Here is a 5,609-nt window from a genome sequence, read left to right on the forward strand (position 1 = left end):
CTCCCGGGCAGACGCCTCCGTCGCCGCAGCAGTAGCCATCACCGCTCCCCTGTCGTAAGAGCCGTCCTGCAATGATGTCCACCTGCTCCTACATCCTTCCGCGCGCCTGCCGCGCGGGCTTGCTCGCCGCGGCGGCGCTGGTGCTGGCCGTCTCGGCGCCGGCCTCCGCCATGCCGGGTGCCGGGAAGACGCCCCGGGCCATCCTGGAGGCGCAGCGGGACCTGCCGCCCCCCATCCAGGGTGTGGACGTGCAGGAGCACCTGGGGGAGCTGGTGCCCATGGACACCCGCTTCCTCGACGCCTCCGGGCGCGAGGTGCGCCTGGGCGACGTGGTGCCGAAGTCGCTGCCCACGCTGCTGACGCTCGTCTATTACAACTGCCCCATGCTCTGTAACCTGGTGCTCAACGCCCAGGTGCAGTCCATGAAGGAGCTCGGGCTCGAGCTGGGCAAGGACTACGAAGCCGTCACCGTCAGCATCGACCCGGACGACACCCCGGCCCAGAGCCTGGAGCGGCGGCGGCGGCACCTGCAGTCCATGGGCAAGCCGGAGACGGCCCCCTGGCACTTCTTGACGGGGACGGACGCGGAGATTCGCCGGCTCGCGGACGCCCTGGGCTTCAAATACACCTACGACGAGAGCACGAAGCAGTACGCCCACGCGGCCGTGGTGCACGTGCTCACGCCGGAGGGCAGCATCTCCCGGTATCTCTACGGGACGACGTTTCCCCCCTCGGACATGAAGCTGGCGTTGCTGGAGGCGGCCAATGGCCGCGTGGGTACCAGCTTCGATCAGATCATCCTGTCCTGCTTCAAGTATGACACCGCCAGTCGGCGGTATGGCTTCTACATCTTCGGGTTCATCCGCCTGGGCGGCATTGCCGTGTTCTGCGCCCTGGCGACGATGCTGATCTTTTTCTGGAGGCGCGAGCTGAAGAAAGGCGCGGCGGCATGAGCGAGCTTCTCAACGATATCCTGTTCCTCCCGGAGGCCGCGTCCACGTTCGCGGAGCGCATCGACACGCTGCATCACTTCGTCGTGGGTACGACGATGGTGATGTCGACGGCGGTCGGTCTGGCGGCCCTGTTCTTCTTCTTCCGTTACCGCCGCCGCCTCCCGGCGCAGGCGACGGAGTACGTCGTCCCCACCCTGAAGACGGAGTTCCTCTTCGTCTCCGTTCCCCTCGTGTTCTTCCTGGCCTGGTTCGGTATCGGGTTCCGGGACTTCACGTGGGTCACCACGCCGCCCAAGGACGCGATGGACGTCTACGTCATGGGCAAGCAGTGGATGTGGAAGTTCTCCTACCCGGAGGGCCCCAACGGGGTGAACGTGCTGCACGTGCCGGCCAACCGCCCGGTGCGTCTGCTCATCACCTCGCGTGACGTGCTGCACTCCTTCTACGTGCCGGCCTTCCGCATCAAGATGGATGCGCTGCCGGGCCGCTACACGCAGATCTGGTTCGAGGCGACCAAGCCGGGCACGTACCAGGTGCTGTGCACCGAGTACTGCGGCCTGTCGCATTCGAAGATGCTGGCCGAGGTCGTCGTGCTCCCGCAGGAGGAGTACGAGAACTGGATCCAGGAGCAGCGCCGCGGCCGCCTGCAGGACCGTCAGGACGCGCTGGCGGACAACTCCCTGGTGCCGCCGGTGGCGCGCATGGTGGAGCAGGGCCAGGTGCTCGCGGGCACGCAGGGCTGCCTCAAGTGCCACTCGGTGGACGGCTCGCAGCACATCGGCCCCACCTTCCTGGGCATGTATGACCGCGTGGAGCAGCTCGAGGACGGCCAGAGCATCCGCGTGGACGAGGCCTATATCACCCAGTCGATGATGGACCCGGGCGCCCACCTGGTGGCGGGCTACCAGAACGTGATGCCGACCTACCAGGGCAAGCTGCAGGGCCCGGAGACGGCCGCCATCGTCGAGTACATCAAGTCGCTTCGCACTCCGAACGTCCGCGAGGGCGCCTCCGAGGGACCCGCCTATGACGCCATCCAGTAGCATCGCAGCCCCGGGCGCCACCCCCGCGCCCGAGGAGCATCACGACCATCACCCGAACTACCTGGTCGACGGCACCACCATCAAGTCGTGGCTGCTGACGGTCGACCACAAGCGTATCGGGCTCATGTTCCTGTTCTGGGTCCTGCTGTTCTTCCTGGTGGGCGGCATCTTCGCGCTGCTCATCCGGGTGGAGCTGCTGACGCCGGGCCCGACCATCATGGACGCGATGACGTACAACCGTACGTTCACGCTCCATGGCCTGGTCATGATCTTCCTGTTCATGATTCCGGCCATCCCCGCCGTCTTCGGCAACTTCATGTTGCCGCTGATGCTGGGCGCCAAGGACGTGGCCTTCCCCCGGCTGAACCTGCTGTCGCTCTACATCTACCTGGCCGGCGCGATGTTGGCGCTGTGGGGCATGCTCAACGGCGGCCTGGACACGGGCTGGACGTTCTACACCCCGTACAGCGCGCACACGACGACCACGGTGGCGCCGGTGCTGTTCGGCGCGTTCATCATCGGGTTCAGCTCCATCGTCACGGGCATCAACTTCATCGTGACGTGCCACACCATGCGGGCGCCGGGCATCACCTGGTTCAAGATGCCGCTGTTCGTGTGGGCCATCTACGCCACCAGCTGCATCCAGGTGCTGGCCACGCCCGTCATCGGTCTGCTGCTGTGCCTGGTGACGGTGGAGAACCTGTTCGGGTTCGGCATGTTCGACCCGGCCCGCGGCGGTGACCCGGTGCTCTTCCAGCACCTGTTCTGGTTCTACAGCCACCCGGCCGTGTACATCATGGTGCTCCCCGCCTTCGGCGTGATGAGCGAGGTCGTCGCGACCTACAGCCGCAAGAACATCTTCGGCTACCGCGCGGTGGCGTACTCCAGCCTGGGCATCGCCTTCGTCGGCTTCTTCGCCTGGGGCCACCACATGTTCGTGTCCGGCCAGTCCACCTTCACGGGCGGTCTGTTCGGCGTGCTGACCATGCTGGTGGGTGTGTTCACCGCCATCAAGGTCTTCAACTGGGTGGGCACCGTCTACAAGGGCGCGGTCGACTTCAGGACGCCCTTCGCCTACTTCTGCGGCTTCCTGTTCTTCACCGTGTTCGGTGGCATGACGGGCATCGCGCTGGGCACGGTGTCGCTGGACGTCCCGTGGCACGACACCTACTTCGTGGTGGCGCACTTCCACTTCATCATGGTGGGCGCGACCATCATGGCCTTCCTGGCCGCCCTCCATTACTGGTTCCCGAAGATGTTCGGGCGCACGTACCACGAGGGGTGGGGCCTGGTGTCCGCGGCGCTCATCATCCTGGGCTTCAACGCCACGTTCATTCCCCAGTTCCTCCTGGGCAACAACGGCATGCCGCGCCGCTACTACGAGTACCCGGAGCGCTTCCAGGCGCTGAACGTGGCCTCCACGGCGGGCGCGTCCCTGCTGGCGTTCGGGTTCATCATCATCGCGATGTACCTGACGTACGCCCTGGTCTACGGCAAGGCGTCCGGCAAGAACCCGTGGCGCAGCAAGGGCTACGAGTGGATGTCCGAGTCGCCGCCGCCGACCCACAACTTCGTGGGGCCGCAGCCGGTGTTCCCGGAGGAGCCCCACTTCTACGTGGACCCCAAGAAGGCCGAGGTGCCCGATGCAGTCTAGCTCTCACGCCGCCGGGGGCGCCGCCCTGCCCGTCCCCCGGCTCGCCGGCCACTTCGCGTCGCTGGAGGTGCAGAACCACGCCGCGCGCCTGGGCATGTGGCTGTTCCTGGCGACGGAAATCCTGCTCTTCGCCGGCCTCTTCATCTGCTACGGCGTCTACCGCTTCCTCTTCCCGGAGGCGTGGGCCGCCGCCAGCCGAAGCCTGGACCTGACGCTGGGCACCATCAACACGGTGGTGCTCATCACCTCCTCGCTCACCGCGGCGCTCGCGGTGCATTACGCGAAGGAGGGGAAGAACAAGATGGTCGCGGTGCAGATTGCCCTCACCCTGGTGATGGCCGTCGGCTTCCTCGTCATCAAGTACTTCGAGTACCACCACAAGTTCGAGATTGGCACGCTGCCGGGCCGCTTCTACTCGTATGAGGGCATCCAGCTTCCGGGCGTGCCCCTGTACTTCACGGTCTACTTCTGCTCGACGGCGCTGCACGGTCTGCACGTCGTCATCGGCATGGTCGTGCTGGCCTTCTCCATGGTCCGCGCGCTGAAGAAGGCCGACTTCGGGCCGAACAACTACACGATGGTCGAGCTGGGCAGCATGTACTGGCACCTCGTCGACCTGGTGTGGATCTTCCTCTTCCCGATGCTGTACCTCGTTTGAAGGGTTCCTCCACCATGGGCATTGCCAACGAATCCCGGGAAGAAGAACAGAACATGCGCGAGGAGCACCACGGAGCGGGCCGCTACTGGCTCATCTGGGGCCTGCTGCTGGTGTTGACGGTCGTCACGGTCCTCACCGGCCGCATCCACATCCCCACGTGGGGCCTGGTGCTGGCGCTCGTCATCGCCTCCACCAAGGGCACGCTGGTGCTGCTGTACTTCATGCACCTGATTGACCACCGCGGCGCCAACCGGCTGGTCTTCGCCGTCTCCATCCTCTTCGTGCTGCTGATGCTCGCCATTCCGCTGGTGGACCTGGGCACCCGCTACCGCGGCGCCACGCCTCCGGGCTCGACGTACAGCGACCTGCAAGCGCTCGACATCGGCGCGGACGCGCAGGAAGGCCGCTACGGCGGCGCCATCCGCAAGGAAGGGAAGATGGGCGAGGAGTCCGGCGCGCCCAAGCAGTAAGGCAGCCGGGGCGGCCCACCGCCACACGCCACACGCACGCGGCGCCGAGGGACTTCCCCGGCGCCGCGTTGCTTTTGCGGGCTACAGCAGCACTTCGAAGTTCAGCGCCAGCGCGGTGTCCGTGGACACCTTGCCCGGAGGCGGCGCGCTGTCGTGCCTCACCACGAAGCTGGTGCCCAGCGACAGCTTCTTGGTGAGCCCCACGGAGAGCTGCGTCTGGCTGTTGAACAGCATGCGCGAGTCGCCGATGACGCTCACCAGCACCTCCACGTCCTCCTTGAAGGTGACGTTCTGCGCCAGGCCGTAGCGGAACACCGCGCCGAAGCGGGGGCCGCCCAGGTCGACGTTCGGCAGGTCCATCCGCGTGGGGTAGTACTGGAAGCGCGTCTCGTGGGCGTAGCGGAAGGCGGCGTCCGTGCGGAGGTAGGACTCGCGGCCCTTCTCCTTCTTCTCATCCCACCACAGCACGCCCAGACCGCCTTCGCCGAAGGTGCGCGACTCCATGCTCTTCACGTGGTCCGTCTCCGCGCCCGCCAGCAGGTAGCCACTGATGACCTCGGTGAAGCGCCGGTCGCCGCGCAGCTCCAGGCCCGCGTTGAACGCCACCACCTGGGACAGGGCATCCTCCCCCGTGACTTCGGGCGGACGGCTGCGGCCATAGGAGCCGTAGGACCTGACGGCGTAAATCCAGTTGTCCGTCGTGCGCTGGGCGCTGGCCAGGCCGCTCACCGTCAGGGTGGAGGCGTTGCCCGTCAGCGAGATGAGGCCCATGCCGACGGTGACGTCCCACACGCCCGGCTTCTTGTCGGTGGCGGGCGCGGGGGCCGGGGC

General features: G+C 66.5%; 6 protein-coding genes. 5 read left to right on the forward strand and 1 reads right to left on the reverse strand.

Features of this window, described 5'->3' with window-relative positions:
* Nucleotides 1-71 precede the first annotated feature (71 nt).
* The 5 genes from G4D87_RS32750 to G4D87_RS32770 are packed head-to-tail and all read left to right on the forward strand — an operon-like array spanning nt 72 to nt 4,778.
* Entirely contained in the window at nt 72-953 is an 882-nt protein-coding gene (locus G4D87_RS32750) for an SCO family protein (RefSeq protein WP_163786616.1), read from the forward strand.
* Nucleotides 950-1,996, forward strand: a complete 1,047-nt coding sequence (gene coxB / locus G4D87_RS32755) for a cytochrome c oxidase subunit II (RefSeq protein WP_163786617.1) — start codon at nt 950-952, stop codon at nt 1,994-1,996. Before G4D87_RS32750 ends, coxB begins: the two co-directional genes overlap by 4 nt.
* Complete coding sequence (ctaD, locus tag G4D87_RS32760; protein WP_163786618.1) at nt 1,980-3,650, forward strand: cytochrome c oxidase subunit I; 1,671 nt, start codon at nt 1,980-1,982, stop codon at nt 3,648-3,650. The genes coxB and ctaD overlap by 17 nt, the downstream gene beginning before the upstream one ends.
* Nucleotides 3,640-4,308 carry a cytochrome c oxidase subunit 3 family protein gene (locus G4D87_RS32765; protein ID WP_163786619.1) on the forward strand — a complete coding sequence of 223 codons (669 nt, stop codon included), beginning with the start codon at nt 3,640-3,642 and terminating at the stop codon, nt 4,306-4,308. Before ctaD ends, G4D87_RS32765 begins: the two co-directional genes overlap by 11 nt.
* 14 nt (nt 4,309-4,322) lie before the next feature.
* The gene (locus G4D87_RS32770; RefSeq protein ID WP_163786620.1) at nt 4,323-4,778 is read left to right on the forward strand and encodes a cytochrome C oxidase subunit IV family protein; all 456 of its coding nucleotides are present in this window, start codon (nt 4,323-4,325) and stop codon (nt 4,776-4,778) included.
* Between the two features lie 81 nt (nt 4,779-4,859).
* Here the strand turns inward: G4D87_RS32770 and G4D87_RS32775 are convergent.
* The coding region (locus tag G4D87_RS32775) for a DUF481 domain-containing protein (protein ID WP_240358801.1) at nt 4,860-5,609 on the reverse strand (750 nt) is incomplete at its 5' end.

It is taken from the genome of Myxococcus vastator (genome assembly GCF_010894475.1).
GTDB lineage: Bacteria > Myxococcota > Myxococcia > Myxococcales > Myxococcaceae > Myxococcus > Myxococcus vastator.